Source organism: Geobacillus sp., assembly GCF_017515625.1.
In the GTDB taxonomy this organism is placed as follows: domain Bacteria; phylum Bacillota; class Bacilli; order Bacillales; family Anoxybacillaceae; genus Geobacillus; species Geobacillus stearothermophilus.
This window is the reverse complement of sequence record NZ_JAFWFM010000045.1, coordinates 1-14,991: the sequence shown is the minus strand read 5'-3', so window position 1 is coordinate 14,991 and position 14,991 is coordinate 1. Positions and strand designations below refer to the sequence as shown.

The 14,991-nt window shown below is 54.0% G+C and carries 16 protein-coding genes; 15 read left to right on the top strand and 1 reads right to left on the bottom strand.

From position 1 onward, the window contains the following. Positions 1-146 precede the first annotated feature (146 nt). The 8 genes from mltG to IKE44_RS02770 all read left to right on the top strand — a co-directional run bounded on the left by mltG (position 147) and on the right by IKE44_RS02770 (position 8,070). Positions 147-1,238, top strand: coding sequence for an endolytic transglycosylase MltG (mltG, locus tag IKE44_RS02805; RefSeq protein ID WP_287464949.1), 1,092 nt, complete (start codon positions 147-149; stop codon positions 1,236-1,238). Positions 1,239-1,416: 178 nt separating this feature from the next. Beyond that, positions 1,417-2,070, top strand: coding sequence for an O-methyltransferase (locus IKE44_RS02800; protein WP_033014754.1), 654 nt, complete (start codon positions 1,417-1,419; stop codon positions 2,068-2,070). Beyond that, on the top strand, positions 2,067-2,996 hold the full coding sequence (locus IKE44_RS02795; RefSeq protein ID WP_287464947.1) for a peptidase U32 family protein: 930 nt from the start codon (positions 2,067-2,069) through the stop codon (positions 2,994-2,996). The genes IKE44_RS02800 and IKE44_RS02795 overlap by 4 nt, the downstream gene beginning before the upstream one ends. Before the next feature lie 17 nt (positions 2,997-3,013). Then, positions 3,014-4,282, top strand: a complete 1,269-nt coding sequence (locus IKE44_RS02790; RefSeq protein ID WP_033014753.1) for a peptidase U32 family protein — start codon at positions 3,014-3,016, stop codon at positions 4,280-4,282. Position 4,283: 1 nt separating this feature from the next. Continuing rightward, positions 4,284-4,919: a uridine kinase gene (udk, locus tag IKE44_RS02785; protein ID WP_033014751.1), complete on the top strand. Its 636-nt coding sequence runs from the start codon at positions 4,284-4,286 to the stop codon at positions 4,917-4,919. A 107-nt stretch (positions 4,920-5,026) separates the two neighbouring features. Next, positions 5,027-5,503: a transcription elongation factor GreA gene (gene greA / locus IKE44_RS02780; RefSeq protein ID WP_011232025.1), complete on the top strand. Its 477-nt coding sequence runs from the start codon at positions 5,027-5,029 to the stop codon at positions 5,501-5,503. 114 nt (positions 5,504-5,617) lie between these two features. Then, positions 5,618-7,390 carry a peptidoglycan D,D-transpeptidase FtsI family protein gene (locus tag IKE44_RS02775; protein ID WP_287464944.1) on the top strand — a complete coding sequence of 591 codons (1,773 nt, stop codon included), beginning with the start codon at positions 5,618-5,620 and terminating at the stop codon, positions 7,388-7,390. 50 nt (positions 7,391-7,440) lie between these two features. Continuing rightward, entirely contained in the window at positions 7,441-8,070 is a 630-nt protein-coding gene (locus IKE44_RS02770; RefSeq protein WP_033011947.1) for a YrrS family protein, read from the top strand. A 44-nt stretch (positions 8,071-8,114) separates the two neighbouring features. Here the strand turns inward: IKE44_RS02770 and IKE44_RS02765 are convergent, their stop codons facing one another. Then, positions 8,115-8,324, bottom strand: coding sequence for a YrzA family protein (locus IKE44_RS02765; protein ID WP_063165193.1), 210 nt, complete (start codon positions 8,322-8,324; stop codon positions 8,115-8,117). A 202-nt stretch (positions 8,325-8,526) separates the two neighbouring features. Between IKE44_RS02765 and IKE44_RS02760 the strand changes: the two genes are divergently transcribed. The 7 genes from IKE44_RS02760 to IKE44_RS02725 all read left to right on the top strand — a co-directional run. Then, on the top strand, positions 8,527-9,174 hold the full coding sequence (locus IKE44_RS02760) for a class I SAM-dependent methyltransferase (protein ID WP_287464942.1): 648 nt from the start codon (positions 8,527-8,529) through the stop codon (positions 9,172-9,174). 14 nt (positions 9,175-9,188) lie between these two features. Continuing rightward, positions 9,189-9,893: a 5'-methylthioadenosine/S-adenosylhomocysteine nucleosidase gene (gene mtnN / locus IKE44_RS02755; protein WP_061580799.1), complete on the top strand. Its 705-nt coding sequence runs from the start codon at positions 9,189-9,191 to the stop codon at positions 9,891-9,893. Positions 9,894-9,950: 57 nt separating this feature from the next. Then, the gene (locus tag IKE44_RS02750) at positions 9,951-10,874 is read left to right on the top strand and encodes a PLP-dependent cysteine synthase family protein (RefSeq protein WP_033011950.1); all 924 of its coding nucleotides are present in this window, start codon (positions 9,951-9,953) and stop codon (positions 10,872-10,874) included. Between the two features lies 1 nt (position 10,875). Next, positions 10,876-12,009: a bifunctional cystathionine gamma-lyase/homocysteine desulfhydrase gene (locus tag IKE44_RS02745; protein ID WP_033011952.1), complete on the top strand. Its 1,134-nt coding sequence runs from the start codon at positions 10,876-10,878 to the stop codon at positions 12,007-12,009. Between the two features lie 62 nt (positions 12,010-12,071). After that, the gene (locus IKE44_RS02740; protein WP_287464939.1) at positions 12,072-12,317 is read left to right on the top strand and encodes a YrhC family protein; all 246 of its coding nucleotides are present in this window, start codon (positions 12,072-12,074) and stop codon (positions 12,315-12,317) included. Between the two features lie 694 nt (positions 12,318-13,011). Further along, on the top strand, positions 13,012-13,725 hold the full coding sequence (sigK, locus tag IKE44_RS02730) for an RNA polymerase sporulation sigma factor SigK (RefSeq protein WP_020278372.1): 714 nt from the start codon (positions 13,012-13,014) through the stop codon (positions 13,723-13,725). A 198-nt stretch (positions 13,726-13,923) separates the two neighbouring features. Continuing rightward, the coding region (locus IKE44_RS02725; RefSeq protein ID WP_287464938.1) for a cation:dicarboxylate symporter family transporter at positions 13,924-14,991 on the top strand (1,068 nt) is incomplete at its 3' end.

Sequence of the window (14,991 nt, the reverse complement as noted above, 5' to 3'; positions counted from 1 at the left end):
CCGTGGCCGCGAAGCGCACCCTAGGTCTGTAAGATATCCACAAAACTGAAAAAGGATGTAAGGGATTTTGTCGAAAAATATTTTTTGGACACCCCTGAGGGGCCGAAAAGCCTTGATAAATCAACATTTCTAGAGGGAGGCTGGAAATGAACCAGAATGGTTTCAAGGCGCCCAAGGCGCGGCTTGGACGGAAAACCGTCTTGATCGTCTGCGCCGCCCTGGTGGCTGCACTCGTCATCGCCGGCGCCGGCAGTTTTTTCTACATCCGTTCGGCGTTCCAGCCGGTTGCTCCGAACGACCGCACTCCTGTCCATGTGTCGATTCCGGTCGGCTCATCGGCGGCGGATATTGCCGAACAGCTTGAACGAAAGCGGCTCATTAAAAGCGCGGCCGTCTTTCGCTTCTATGTTCGCTGGAAAAACGAGTCAGGCTTTCAAACGGGGGAGTATGAGCTGACGCGGGCGATGCCGATGGCGCGCATCATCGAGCTATTGCAAACCGGCCGGTCGCTAAAAATCGGATTGAAGCTCACCATTCCAGAAGGATCGCAGCTTGTGCAAATCGCTGCCATCATCGCCGCCAAAACCGGGTACAAGCAGGAAGACGTGATGAAGCTGTTGAACGATCGCGCGTATATTGAACAGCTTCGCCGCACGTACCCTGAGTTGTTGACAGCGGACATTTTTCAGCGCGGCATTCGTTATCCGCTTGAAGGCTACCTGTTTCCGGCCACTTACGTGTTTGCCGACCAAAAGCCGCCGCTTCCGGAGATCATTGAGGCGATGGTCGCGAAAACGGCGGAGGTGCTCGGTCAATACAAAGAGACGATGAAAGAAAAACAATTGTCGCCGCATCGATTGTTGACCATGTCGTCGTTAATCGAAGAAGAGGCGACCGAGAAAGCCGACCGCGAAAAAATCGCCAGCGTCTTTTACAACCGGCTGCGCATCGGCATGCCGCTGCAAACCGATCCGACCGTCCTGTACGCGCTCGGCAAACATAAAGATCGGGTGCTGTATAAAGACTTGCAAGTTGATTCGCCGTATAATACCTACATTCATCAAGGGCTGCCGCCCGGTCCGATCGCCAACGCCGGCGAGATGTCGATCGAAGCGGCGCTTCAGCCGGCTGCGACCGACTATTTATACTTTCTGGCCACTCCGGCGGGCGACGTCATTTTCACGAAAACGCTCGCCGAGCATAACCGCGAAAAAGCGAAATACATTGGGAAACAATAGCGCAAACTGGAAGTTGCTTGCTCAATGGGCAAAACGGCTTCGCTTTTTTGCCCGTTTATGATACTATAATAAAGTTGAACAGCGCCCCCGCCTGAATCGGGCGGCGGCCAACGATAAGAGTCGGTTGGCGGCTCTTATTTTTCATGCTGATGACATGATCGACGGAGGAGGAGTCCTCTTGCTTTCAGAACATATCGTCCGTTATTTGCGGCAGTTGCGCCCGGCGCCGGATGCAGAAATCGCGGAAATGGAGCGGTACGCCCGCGAACAGCGCGTGCCGATCATCGATCCGGTGAGCATGGAAGTGCTGCTGTTTGTGTTGAACTTGGCTGCGCCGCGCCGCATTTTGGAAATCGGCACCGCGATCGGCTATTCGGCGATCCGGATGGCGAAGGCGCTGCCGGATGTGCGCATTGTGACGATTGAAAAAGACCGGGAGCGGTACGAGCGCGCCCGTTTTTATATCGAGAAAATGAACATAGCCGGACGGATTGAGGTGATTTTGGGCGATGCGCTTGACGCTGTGGCGGATGCGGCAGCGGCGGCGCCGTTTGATGTGCTGTTTATCGACGCGGCCAAAGGGCAATATGAGCGCTTTTTTACGCTGTATGAGCCGCTTCTGGCCGAGGGCGGCCTTGTCATTAGCGACAACGTGCTGTTTAAAGGGCTTGTCGCGGCTGAAGAGCCTGCGGGCAATAAGCGGCTGTGGAACATCGCGCAAAAAATCCGGCGCTACAATGAATGGCTGATGGCCCGGAGCGATTACGACACGGTCATCATTCCCGTTGGAGACGGGCTGGCTATATCGAAAAAACGAGGTGAACGAGAATGAAAAAACCGGAATTGCTCGTCACGCCGACGAGCGTTTTCCATATTGAGGAATTGGCTGAAGCGGGAGCGGACGCTGTAATGATCGGCGAACAGCGCTATGGCTTGCGGCTTGCCGGCGAATTTTCCCGCGCCGACGTTGCTGCGGCCATCGAAGCGGCTCACCGGCACGGCATGAACGTGTATGTGGCGATGAACGCCATTTTTCATAATGACAAAGTCGATGAACTGGGCGATTATATCGCTTTTGTCGCCGCCGCCGGCGCTGACGCCATCGTGTTTGGCGACCCGGCCGTGCTGTTGACGGTTCGCGAGGCCGCCCCTCATATGAAGCTCCACTGGAGCACGGAAACGACGGCGACGAACTGGTATACGTGCAACTATTGGGGGCGAAAAGGAGCGAAGCGCGCTGTCTTGGCCCGCGAGTTGAACATGGACGCCATTTTGGAAATCAAAGCCCATGCCGAAGTGGAAATCGAAGTGCAAGTGCATGGGGCGACGTGCATGTACCAATCGAAGCGTTCGCTCATCGGCAACTACTTCGAGTATCAAGGAAAAGTGATGGAAATTGAACGAAAAAAATATGAAAAAGGGATGTTTTTATACGACAAGGAGCGCGACAACAAATATCCGATTTTTGAAGATGAAAACGGCACGCATATTATGAGCCCAAACGATGTTTGCATCATCGACGAGCTTGGCGACATGATCGAAGCCGGCATTGACAGCTTCAAAATCGATGGCATTTTGCATGAGCCTCGCTACATTACGGAAGTGACAAAGCTGTACCGCCGCGCCATTGATATGTGCGCCAAAGACCGCGAGCAGTATGAGCGGAAAAAAGAGGAGCTGCTTGCCGCTGTTGAGGCGCTCCAACCGCCGCACCGCCGATTGGACACCGGATTTTTCTTCAAAGAGACGATTTATTGACAAAGGAGGGAGAACGAATGCTGCTGAAAAACGACCGCATTTCCGAAATCGTTGACGGCAAGCGCGTCATTGTGAAAAAACCGGAATTGCTTGCGCCGGCCGGCAACCTGGAAAAGCTGAAAATTGCCGTCCATTACGGGGCGGATGCCGTCTTTATCGGCGGCCAAGAGTACAGCCTGCGCGCCAACGCCGACAACTTCACGATTGACGAAATTCGCGAAGGAGTTGAATTTGCCAACCGATACGGAGCAAAAGTATACGTCACGGCCAACATTTATGCGCATAATGAAAACATTCCCGGCCTTGACGACTATTTGCGGGCGCTCGAAGATGCCGGCGTCCATGGCATTATCGTCGCCGACCCGCTCATTATTGAGACGGCGCGCCGGGTGGCGCCGAAGCTTGAAGTGCATTTAAGCACCCAGCAATCGCTTTCGAACTGGAAAGCGGTCCAGTTTTGGAAAGAGGAAGGGCTCGAGCGGGTCGTGCTCGCCCGCGAGGTAAGCGCCGAGGAAATTCGGCAAATCAAAGAAAAAGTCGATATCGAAATCGAGGCGTTCATCCACGGAGCGATGTGTTCCGCCTACTCGGGCCGCTGCGTGTTGAGCAACCATATGACGGCGCGCGACTCGAACCGCGGCGGGTGCTGCCAGTCGTGCCGCTGGGACTATGACTTGTACCAGCTGGCTGACGGCCGGGAAATCCCGCTGTTTGCTGAGGGCGATGCTCCGTTTGCCATGAGCGCGAAAGATTTAAACCTCATCCGCGCCATTCCGGCGATGATTGAGCTTGGCGTTGACAGCTTGAAAATTGAAGGGCGGATGAAGTCGATCCATTATGTGGCGACGGTTGTGAGCGTCTACCGGAAAGTGATTGACGCCTACTGTGCCGACCCGGATCATTTCACGATCCGCGAAGAGTGGGTGCGGGAGCTTGACAAGTGCGCCAACCGCGAAACAGCGCCGTCGTTTTTTGACGGGTTTCCGGATTATACGAACCATATGTACGGCACGCACAGCCGGAAGACGACACATGAGTTTGCCGGCCTTGTGCTTGGCTACGATCCGGAGACCGGCATCGCCACCATCCAGCAGCGCAACCATTTTAAACCGGGTGATGAGGTCGAATTTTTCGGCCCGGAAATCGAAAACTTTACCCAAGTGATCGATACTATTTGGGATGAAGATGGCAACAAGCTCGATGCGGCCCGCCACCCGCTGCAAATCGTCAAAGTGCGAGTCAAACGCCCTCTCTTCCCGTACAACATGATGAGAAAGGAGAATTGAGATGGCGGACAAGCCCGTTGTTATCGGCGTCGCCGGCGGCTCCGGCTCGGGAAAGACGAGCGTCGCCCGCGCAATTTATGACCATTTCGGCGATCACTCGATTCTTGTGCTCGAGCAAGATTTTTATTACAAGGACCAAAGCCATCTCCCGTTTGAAGAGCGGCTGAAGACGAACTACGACCATCCGTTGGCGTTTGACAACGACTTGTTGATCGAGCACGTTCATCGGCTGCTTCGCTACGAGCCGATCGACAAGCCGGTGTATGACTATAAGCTGCATACCCGTTCGAACGAAGTCGTCCGCGTCGAGCCGAAGGATGTCATTATTTTGGAAGGCATTCTCGTTTTGGAGGATGAGCGGCTCCGCAATTTGATGGACATCAAAGTGTACGTCGACACCGACCCGGACATTCGCATCATCCGCCGCCTCATCCGCGATATGAAAGAGCGCGGCCGCACGTTTGATTCGGTCATTGAGCAGTATTTGTCCGTCGTGCGGCCGATGCACAACCAGTTTGTCGAACCGACGAAACGCTACGCGGACGTGATCATTCCAGAAGGCGGGCAAAACGCAGTCGCCATCGATTTAATGGTGGCAAAAATTCGCACAGTTCTTGAACAAAAAGCGTTTTTATAATAACATAACAGAGACAAAACAATATATTATATACCAAGTAAGCGTACGAACAGTTGTTTTTCTGTTCGTACGTTTTACATAATGCAAAACATAGAGGAGTGAGACAAATGGCGAATGAAAAGCAGTATCCAATGACGAAAGAGGGAAAAGAGAAACTGGAACAAGAGCTTGAGTACTTAAAAACGGTCAAGCGGAAAGAAGTCGTTGAACGAATCAAAATCGCCCGCGGGTTCGGGGATCTGTCGGAAAACTCGGAATATGACGCCGCGAAAGACGAGCAAGCGTTTGTGGAATCGCGCATTCAAATGCTTGAAAATATGATCCGCAACGCCGTCATCATTGAAGAAGACAAAGAAAACCCGGATGTCGTCTCGCTTGGCAAGTCGGTGACGTTCATCGAGCTTCCGGACGGCGAAGAAGAGACGTACACGATCGTCGGCAGCGCCGAGGCCGACCCGTTCGAAGGGAAAATTTCCAACGACTCGCCGATTGCCAAATCGCTTCTCGGCCGCCGCGTCGGCGATGAGGTGACGGTGCAAACGCCGGGCGGGGAAATGCTGGTCAAAATCGTGGCGGTCAAATAAACAGGCGGACCACCGCGTCCGGGCCGCTCCGAATGAAGGCTGCAGCAAATCGCCGCCGACGGCACGTTTGAAAGGAAAACACCTCGTCGAAACTGATGATGAGGTGTTTTCATTATGTGGAAAAAACGGACAATCGTCACCATCGTGCTCATCCAGGCTGCCTTGCTGCTGCTGATCGGCCGGTTAGCGCAAATCCAGCTCATTGATTCGGAATCGTTTGCCGGCCGCAATTTAATCGCGGAAAGCGTCGCCCAGCGTACGCAGGAGCTGACGATTGACGACGGGCGCGGCTCGTTCGTCGATCGGAATGGCCGCCCGCTGACAAAGCGGTACGTGCCGTCGCTTGTGCTGTTTCCGTTTTTGGCGACGATGAAATGGCCGATTGAGCAAGTCGCCCGCATCGCCGGCGTTACGGTGGAAGACATCCGCCGCCAGCTTGAGGAGGCAAACGGCCCGTTCATCCTGCAGCAAGACGGCGAGCCGCTCACCTTAAGCGCCAGCCAAATGAAGCAAATTAACGACTTGCGCATCCCCGGGGTTTTTGCCGTCAAGAAACAATATCCGCTTGAGACGGTGTATGCGCCGCATTTGCTTGGCTTTACCCGGAAGGATGAGAAGCTTCTGCGCATGCGCTATCCGAAGCGTTCGCTCCCGCCGCAGGCTGAAGTTGGCATTCAAGGGCTTGAGAAGGCGTTCGACGAGTTTTTGCTCACAGATGGCGAAACGAAGCTGTTGTACCACGTTGACGCTGAAGGAAGGCCGCTGTTTGGGCTTGATGTGAAATACAGCGACCCGGGCAATCCGTTTTACCCGGCGACTGTCCAAACGACGCTCGATCGTGATATCCAGCAAGAAATGGAGCAAATCGTGGACCGGTACGGGTTGAAAAAAGGCGGGCTCGTCCTGCTCGATGTGGACGACAGCAGCGTGCTCGCCATGGTAAGCCGCCCCAATATGAATCCACGCGACCCGTATAAAAACAGCGGGGCGGAAAATCAAATGGTGCTGCCGCAAATTCCCGGCTCCGTCTTTAAAACGGTTGTCGCCGCCGCGGCGCTTGAGGAAGGGCTGGCTTCGCCTGCTGCGATGTTTGATTGCAGCAAAAAAATTGACAGCACGACGCTGGATGAGGAGCACGACTACGGCATGCTCAACTTGGCCGACAGCTTTGCCGTCAGCTGCAACAACGCGTTTGCCGCGCTCGGCAAACAGCTCGTTCGCCATGACCCGGATGCATTGGAAACGTATGCGGAAAAGCTCGGGTTGTATCCGACAGCCGGCTGGGAAGGAGCCGTGTACCATGAGGAACATTTCCGTCAATTTCCAGAAGAGCAGAAAGGAACGATTTGGCACGACAAGCGCGATAAGCGGGTGCCGCTTGCCGTGGCGCAAACGGCCATTGGGCAAAAAGATGTGCGCGTCTCCCCGCTTGGCGTCGCCAACATGATGGCGACGATCGCCCGCGGCGGCGAGGCCTTGAAGGTGCGGGTCGTGGACAAAGTGCTGTATAAAAACGGGACGACGTTGTTTTCGTTTTCACCCGAGCCGGCGACGGACAAGGAGCCGCTTGCGCCGCAAACGGCAAGGCAGCTCCAGCAGCTGCTGCGCGGCGTCGTCATCAATGAAGACGGCACCGGCCGCCGCTTTCGCTCGCTTCCGTACGAAGTGGCCGGCAAATCCGGGACGGCGGAGACAGGAAAAACGAAGGGCGGCAGCGAATTAATCAATAAATGGTTTGCCGGCTATTTCCCAGCTGACCGCCCGAAATACGCCCTCGCCGTCGTCGAGCTCGACTGCCCGAGCGGACAGGCGGCCACGAATGATGTGTTTGCCGCGGCGGTTGAGGCGCTTTATGCGTATGACCGAAACAAAAACGACCAGGAGTGACGAATCGATATAATGAATTCGTTGCGGCCACATAAAGGAGGGGGAGGCCGATGCAACAAACCGGAACACGTTTTGCCACCCGCGCCAAGCGGCGGAAAATCAACCGCTGGCTCAATGGAGCAATCGCCGTTGTGGTGTTGCTCATTCTCATTGTCGGTTGGAACATATTGTTCGGCGGCGAGCCGAGCCATAAAGCGGCGGATGCTGAGGCGAAGCCGGCTGCGGGGGCGGATGGGGCGAAGCGGGTCGAAATCGAAACGGGAGAACCGACCGCGCCGTCTGAAACGGAGGAAGCTGCTTCCGGGGACGAGTCCGAACCGGCTGAAGAGGAAGCCGAACAAGACGTGACGGCAACGCCGGGGCCGCCGGGGTCGAATATTGAAAAAGAAATCGTCAACCCGGCATGGCAGCCGGTCGGCACGACGCAATCAGAGCCGCATGAAACGGTGTTTAAAAAAGATTCGGTGGACTGGAAGGAAATGCTCGATGCGGTCAGCTATGCGACCGGCATCGCGCCGGACGATATGATCGTTTGGTTCATCGGCAACAATGGGCCGAACAAAGCGGTGGCGACGATTTCAACGAGAGACCAGACCGCCCATTACCGAGTGTATATTGAATGGGTGACGAATGAAGGATGGAAGCCGACGAAAGTGCAAAAGCTGCGGGAAAAACCGTAGCGATTTTTGAAGGGGAACAGGTGCCCGCTTAGAAGGGACGCCTGTCATTTTTTTGCCTTAAAGTGGACGACGGCACTGTAAAACCGCTTCCCGTTTTCCATGACATGCATTTGGTGCGACACATGATGGACGGAAAGCAGCAGCGCTTTGTTATGCTCGATTTGCTCGTTGATTTTTTTTTCAAGCGTTCGCAAGTCGTCAGCTTCAAAAAACTCCACTTTGTCTTCAATCAAATCAAGGGAAATGTTCACCATGTCTTTGCCTCCTTTCATCGACAGTGTAGCAAATTTTCCCGCTTCCATCCACCCGCGCAATAGAAGCGGCGATGGGGAACAATACAAATGACAGCGAGCACGATCATTGAACGGCGGAAGAAGTTATGGTACAGTGGGAGCAGGTTATCATCTAAAGAATACTATGTTTATAGGAATTATAAACTTTATGGAGTGAGGCCATATGGGCAGGGAATTTCTTGATTTGTTCGAGCAATGGGCGGAGTCATACGATCGATCAGTCGAAGGGGGAGATGAGCAATACCGCGATGTGTTTGCCGGTTATGATCGCATTTTAAACACTGTCGCTGATAAAGCCGGCCGTGTTGTGCTTGAATTTGGCGTCGGCACCGGCAATTTGACGAAAAAGCTGCTGGAGCGCGGCAAAATGGTATACGGCATCGAGCCGTCGGCGCCGATGAGAAAAAAAGCGGCGGAAAAGCTCGGCGGCCGGGCGGTCATTATGGACGGCGATTTTTTGCAATTTCCGGTTCCTCCTGAGCCAGTCGACACCATTGCCAGCACGTACGCGTTTCACCATTTGACGGATGAGGAAAAAGACGAGGCGCTCGGCAAATATAGCCAACTGCTCCAAACTGGTGGTAAAATAGTGTTTGCCGATACGGCGTTTCGCGACAAAAAGGCGTTCCGCCAAGCTGTCGAAGCCGCACGGGAGCGCGGCTTCCACGATTTGGCTGACGATCTTGAGCGCGAATATTACACGACGCTTGACGTATTGGCTTCGCTGTTTGCCAGCCATGGCTTTTCCGTCTCCTTTGCGCAGCAAAACGCGTTCGTCTGGGTGATGGAGGCGGTGAAACAACCGACATAGAAAGAGGGAGAACGATGAAGGCAGCCATCATTGGAGCAATGGAAGAAGAAGTGGCCATTTTGCGCGCACGCATGGAAGGGCGCGAGGAAACGGTGATCGCCGGATGCGAGTTTTCCACCGGCCGCCTTGACGGTGCCGAGGTGGTGCTGCTCAAGTCCGGCATCGGCAAGGTGAATGCGGCGATGGGAACGACGCTTTTGCTTGACCGATTCCGCCCTGATTTCGTCATCAACACCGGCTCGGCCGGCGGATTTTTGCCGTCGTTGCGCGTCGGCGATCTCGTCATTTCCGATGAGGTCGTCCACCATGACGTTGATGTGACGGCGTTTGGCTACGCCTACGGGCAAGTTCCCGGCTTGCCGGCGCGCTACCGGGCCGATGGAGCGCTTGTTGAGGCGGCGAAGCAGGCAGCAGCGCGGCTTGACGGTTTGCAGGCGGCGGTCGGTTTGATCGCGACTGGCGATTCGTTTATGAACGATCCGGAACGCGTCAAATTTGTGCGCAGCCAGTTTCCGGAGCTGTGCGCCGTCGAAATGGAGGCAGCCGCCATCGCCCAAGTGTGCGTGCAGTTTGGGACGCCGTTTGTGGTGATTCGGGCGCTGTCCGATATTGCCGGTCAAGAGTCGGATGTGTCGTTTGAACAGTTTTTGGAGACGGCGGCGAAACACTCTGCACAACTGGTGTTGGCTGTGTTGTCCGCCATGCAGAAGCGAAAATAAACGCCAAAACGCAGCCGTCCCGCCGCCAAATGAGCGTGAGGAATGGAGTGACCAACGATGCGGGTAGCAAAAAGCATTCATGAATTAATCGGCCATACGCCGGTCATCGAGATTACACGCTTTCCGTTGCCGGAAGGCGTCCGTTTGTTTGCGAAGCTCGAGTATTTCAACCCAGGCGGAAGCATTAAAGACCGGCTCGGGCAAGAGCTGCTCGAGGAGGCGTTCGCGTCGGGAAAACTAAAAGAAGGGGGCACGATCATTGAGCCGACGGCCGGCAACACCGGCATCGGCTTGGCGCTGGCGGCGATCGGCAAGAACGTCAACGTCATTTTTTGCGTACCGGAAAAATTCAGCGTTGAAAAGCAGCAGCTGATGAAGGCGCTTGGGGCGCAAATTGTCCATACGCCGACCGAAGAGGGGATGGAGGGGGCGATTCGCAAAGCCGAAGAGCTCGCCCGCACGATTCCGGGCGCCTATTGCCCCCAGCAGTTCGAAAACCCGGCCAACCCAAGGACGTATTACAAAACGCTCGGGCCGGAGTTGTGGGACGACTTGGGCGGACAAATCGACGTTTTTGTTGCCGGCGCTGGTTCGGGCGGCACGTTCATGGGGACGGCGACGTTTTTAAAAGAAAAAAATCCGGCCATTAAAACGGTCATCGTTGAGCCGGAAGGATCCATTTTAGGCGGAGGCGAGCCGGGGCCGCACCGAACCGAAGGAATCGGCATGGAGTTTTTGCCGCCGTTTATGGATCCGGAGTATTTTGACGCTATTTACACGATTTCCGACGACGACGCTTTCCGCCGCGTCAGCGAGCTGGCAAGGCGGGAAGGGCTGCTTGTCGGCAGCTCGTCCGGCGCCGCGTTTCATGCCGCTTTGCTCGAGGCGGAACAAGCGAAGCCCGGGACGAACATCGTTGTCATTTTCCCCGACGGGAGCGAGCGATATTTAAGCAAAAACATTTACGAAGGTGGGCGATAAGATGAGACGAAAGACGATGCTCATCCATGGCGGCATCGCAGGCGACCCGTACACTGGGGCGGTGTCGGTCCCAATTTATCAAGTGAGCACGTACAAACAAGAGGAAGTCGGCAAACATAAAGGGTTTGAATACTCGCGCACCGGCAATCCGACGCGCGCGGCGCTCGAAAAGCTCATTGCCGACCTTGAAGGCGGCGAAGCCGGGTTTGCGTTTGCTTCCGGCATGGCCGCCATTACGGCTGTCATGATGCTGTTTCAAAACGGCGACCATATCGTGCTGACCGACGACGTCTATGGCGGCACGTACCGCGTCATGACGAACGTGCTGAACCGGTTCGGGCTTGAGGCGACGTTCGTCGACACGAGCGATGTCGCCAACATTGAAGCGCATATTCGCCCAAACACGAAGGCGATTTACGTTGAAACGCCGACGAATCCGCTTTTGAAAATCACTGACTTGCAAGCCGCCGCCGCCATTGCCCGTGCTCGCGGGCTGCTGTTGATCGTCGATAATACGTTTTCCACTCCGTACTTTCAAACACCGCTTGCGCTTGGCGCCGATATCGTCATCCACAGCGCGACGAAATATTTAGGCGGCCATAGCGACGTCGTCGCCGGGTTGGCGGTTGTCCGCACGCCGGAGCTTGCCGAACGGCTCCATTATGTGCAAAATTCAACCGGAGGCGTGCTCGGCCCGCAAGACTCGTGGCTGCTTATGCGCGGGATCAAAACGCTTGGCGTGCGGATGGAAGAGCATGAACGAAACGCGCGCGCCATTGCCGCCTTTTTGGCCGAGCATACGTCCGTTGCCCGCGTCTATTATCCAGGCCTTCCAAATCATCCGAACCATGAGCTGGCCAAACAACAAATGCGTGGATTCGGCGGCATGATTTCGTTTGATGTCGGCAGCTTGGAGCGCGCGGAGAACGTGCTGTCGCGCGTACGCTACTTTACGCTTGCCGAAAGCTTAGGGGCGGTCGAAAGTTTAATTTCGCTGCCGGGGAAAATGACGCACGCCTCGATTCCGAAAGAGCGGCGCGAACAGCTCGGTATTACAGACGGACTCATCCGCCTGTCCGTCGGGCTTGAGGATGTGAACGATTTGCTCGACGATTTGGCGCAGGCGCTTGGCTGAAATTGCCGCTCCTCCCTTCCGTTCATGTATGATACAGTGAAAGGGGAGAGGAGGGATCGGGCTTGAACGAGCAGCAACGAGACGAGCTGCGGGCGAAGGCGGGCGATTTCAAGATGTACAGCCTTGTCTTGTTCTCGCTCGGTGTGTTTTTCTATTTAGGGACGATCATCCCGGGAGCGCTTGAGGTAGCGAAAAAACCGTTCGCCTTGCTGGCGGTTGCCGGGTGTTTGGCGGCGGCGTTGTACTGCTCGCGCCGCGCTGCCCGTTATGTCTGTCAGCTTGAAGAAGAGAACCCGTTTGAACCGTAAACCCGCCTTTTGCCGAAAGGTGGGTTTTTTCTCACGATCACGATTGAGCGAAGAAAGCCGCGGCAGGGGAACAGGGAAGAGAAGCGGTTCGCGCGTGCAGCCGAGGAGGAGCTTGTTGACCGCAAATGCTTTTTCCATCAACGATTGTTGTAAACATGTTCAGCAATGAAGGATGAAAGGGGAGACGATGTATGTCCATTGTACTCGTATGGCTGGTGACGTGGATAAAGCAAAGGGGAAACACCACTTGACTTAGTCGAAAGTGCGATCGGTGCTCCGCGCGCTGTTGTTGACCGTCGAATTTCATGAATTGTTCAAAATGTGGCAGAAGCGTTCCCCGTCTTCTTTGGTAAAATAAAAATAAACGAGAAGGCCAAGGAGGAAATGGGGATGTTCGCCATCGTCACGGCAGTTGTGATTACGGCGTCGATTGCGCTCGTCATCGCTGCGGAAGTGAGCGCCGAAGCAGGAGTGTAACAAGGCGGGCGCCTGTCTAGGATGGGAGGGGAACAGCAGGCGAGCTGCAACACAAGAAATGAGTGTGTTTGTTCACTGATACGGGTGGCACGTTTGCCCGCAGCCGGCCTCGTAAAGGGGGTCGGCTGAATTTTTTGTCCAGACACGGACAACATCGCCCCTGCATATACATAACGATAGGCGGTTTCCGCCGATGACAACAGGCGGGGGTGAGAGCATGTCCGGCATTTTCACGGCGTTTACGTTTCTGTTGAAAGAGCTGACGTTTCTTGTCTCGTATATTAAAAACAATGCGTTTCCCCAGCCGTTAAGCGCTCAAGAAGAGGAAAAGTATTTGGCGCTGATGGCAAAAGGCGACGAGCAAGCCCGCAACCGGCTCATCGAACACAACTTGCGCCTTGTTGCCCACATTGTGAAAAAGTTTGAAAATACGGGAGAAGAGGTCGAGGATTTAATCTCCATTGGCACGATCGGCTTGATCAAGGCGATTGAAAGCTATTCGCCGGGCAAAGGAACGAAGCTGGCAACGTATGCGGCTCGATGTATCGAGAACGAAATCCTGATGCACCTGCGTTCATTAAAAAAAACGCGCAAAGACGTCTCGTTGCATGAGCCAATCGGCCAGGACAAAGAAGGAAACGAAATCAGCCTGCTTGATATTTTAAAAGCCGAAGGCGAAGACATCGTCGATGAAATCCACTTGAACATGGAGCTCGAACAAGTCAAACAATATATCAGCGTGCTTGATGAGCGGGAAAAAGAGGTGATCATCAATCGCTTTGGCCTCGGTCGGCAGCGGGAAAAAACGCAGCGTGAAATCGCCAAAGAGCTCGGCATCTCGAGAAGCTATGTCTCGCGCATTGAAAAACGGGCATTAATGAAAATGTTTCACGAGTTTTATCGGCAGGAAAAAGAAAAACGGCGGTCATAACAAAAGCGGGTTGCTGGTGCAGCGACCCGCTTTTTCAGTAGTGGAAGAATAGAAATTATTTTAAAAAAACTGAATTCTTTCATTTATATCCTTTGATGAAGCGATTTCAATCAAAAATATTGACAGATTTTATTTTCAAAAGTAAAATAATTTTGTCGTCTTTTGTCCAAATTTGTCTAAAGGAGGCGAAAAAGCATCATGCGCAAGATCGGCTTGGCATGGCAAATTTTCATCGGCCTTATTCTCGGGATTATGGTTGGGGCCATTTTTTACGGAAGCCCTAAAGTAGCGACGTATTTGCAGCCGATCGGAGATGTTTTTCTCCGTTTAATTAAGATGATCGTCATCCCGATCGTCGTCTCGAGCTTGATTGTCGGCGTCGCCAACGTCGGTGATGTGAAAAAGCTCGGAAAGTTGGGCGGCAAAACGATCCTTTATTTTGAGATCATTACGACGATTGCCATTATCGTCGGCCTCTTGGCAGCGAACATTTTCCAACCAGGCGTCGGCGTCAATATGAAGTCGCTTGAGAAAACGGATATCCAGTCGTATGTCGATACGACGAACGAAGTGCAGCACCATTCGATGGTTGAAACATTTGTCAACATCGTGCCGAAAAACGTGTTTGAAGCGCTGTCGACCGGGAATATGCTGCCGATCATCTTCTTCTCGGTGATGTTCGGGTTGGGCGTAGCCGCGATCGGTGAAAAAGGGAAACCGGTGCTTCGCTTTTTCCAAGGCACAGCGGAAGCGATGTTTTATGTGACGAACCAAGTGATGAAGTTTGCGCCGTTTGGCGTTTTCGCCTTGATCGGCGTGACGGTGTCGAAATTCGGCGTCGCTTCGCTCCTTCCGCTCAGCAAGCTTGTTGTGCTCGTTTATGCGGTCATGGCGTTCTTCGTGTTGGTGGTGCTTGGCGCTGTGGCCAAATTGGTAGGTACAAATATTTTCCATATTATAAAAATCTTAAAGGATGAATTAGTGCTTGCCTATAGCACGTCGAGCTCGGAAACCGTGTTGCCTAAGGTTATGGAAAAAATGGAGAAATTCGGTTGTTCAAAGGCTGTAACATCCTTTGTCGTTCCGACCGGCTATTCGTTCAACTTGGATGGGTCGACGTTGTATCAGGCGCTGGCGGCTGTATTTATCGCCCAACTCTATGGCATTGACATGCCGCTGTCGCAACAAATTTCGCTCGTACTCGTCTTGATGGTGACGTCCAAAGGAATCGCCGGCGTCCCGGGCGTTTCGTTCGTCGTGTTGTTG